At 67.9% G+C, this 1,138-nt stretch carries 1 protein-coding gene; it reads right to left on the bottom strand.

Translation table 11 applies throughout. The features are described 5' to 3' along the window. Positions 1 to 1,000: lytic murein transglycosylase B (gene mltB, locus ACR9ZJ_RS19310; RefSeq protein WP_481288681.1), on the bottom strand; the 1,000-nt coding region annotated here is incomplete at its 3' end. Between the last annotated feature and the right edge of the window lie 138 nt (positions 1,001 to 1,138).

The following is a 1,138-nucleotide window of genomic DNA, read 5'->3' as shown; positions in this document are numbered from 1 at the left end:
AGATGTGTATAAGAGACAGGTCCACGGCCATGGCGTACATGGGGCTGCGGTTGTACGTGGTGATCACGTAGAAGTTCTGGAACACGAACCAGTATTCGTCACCCGCCGGCCCATCCAGGCGCACCAGTTGCGCATCGCGGCCGGGATTGAGGTGCTGAAGCGGCGCGAAGCCGTCCGCGACGAACGATTCCACCGGCGCCACCGGCTTCCAGTCCTTGGGCACGGCCGGAGCCACGGCGCGCGCGTCGGGCTGGGCGCGCGCGGCGACCGGGCCACCGGCTTCCCAACCGTGCTGGGCGAAATAATTGGCCACGCTGGCGAAGATGTCGCCCATCGAGCCCTTCATGTCGATGCGGCCGTCGTGGTCGTAATCCACGCCCCAGTCGCGGATCGACGAGGGCATGAACTGGCCCCAGCCCTGCGCGCCGGCATACGAGCCGGTCAGCGTGTCGAGCGGGCCGCCCAGGTGGTTCTGCGGCAGTTCGAGCAAGGCCTTCAGCTGCTCGCGGAAGAACGGCGCGCGCTTGGGGTAGTGGAACGCCAGCGTGGTCAGCGCATCCAACACCTTCCATTTGCCCGTGTTGCGGCCGTAGAAGGTTTCCACGCCGACGATGGCGACGATGTATTCGGGCGGCACGCCGTACTTGCGGCCGATCCCGTCGAGCAACTGCCGGTGCTGGCGATAGAAATCCGCGCCCGCCTGGATGCGCTGCTCGGTGAGAAAAATCGGACGGTAGTCGCGCCACGGCTTGCCCTCGGCCGGACGGCTGATCGCATCGAGGATGGCCTGCTGTTTCTTCGCGCCGTCGAGCAGCGCGTTCAGCGAGGCCTTGCTCTTGCCGGTGTCCCTGGCGACTTCGCGCACCAGCTGCTCCTGTCCCGGATGGGTTTCGGCGGAGGCCGCGGAGGCGAACATCAGGGGGAAGGCGATCATCGCGCCGGCAAGGCGCGGGAGGTGACGTGCGGGTCGTGCGCGGCGCGCGGCGAGAACTTCATCCATGCGTGGAAGCGTAGCACGCGCATATGGCGTATCCCGGGCGACCTTGTACCTGCGTTCAGCGATGGCACCTCGCCCGGTGGGGGCCCCCCCCGTGGGCGACCGGGGGGGGGCCGGGACCGGTCGGTAGCCGCACCGGGG

The sequence above is a fragment of the Luteibacter sp. KNZ12-1A genome (assembly GCF_056755675.1).
Note: the sequence above shows the minus strand (reverse complement) of the source record. Positions and strands in the feature narration are given on the sequence as shown.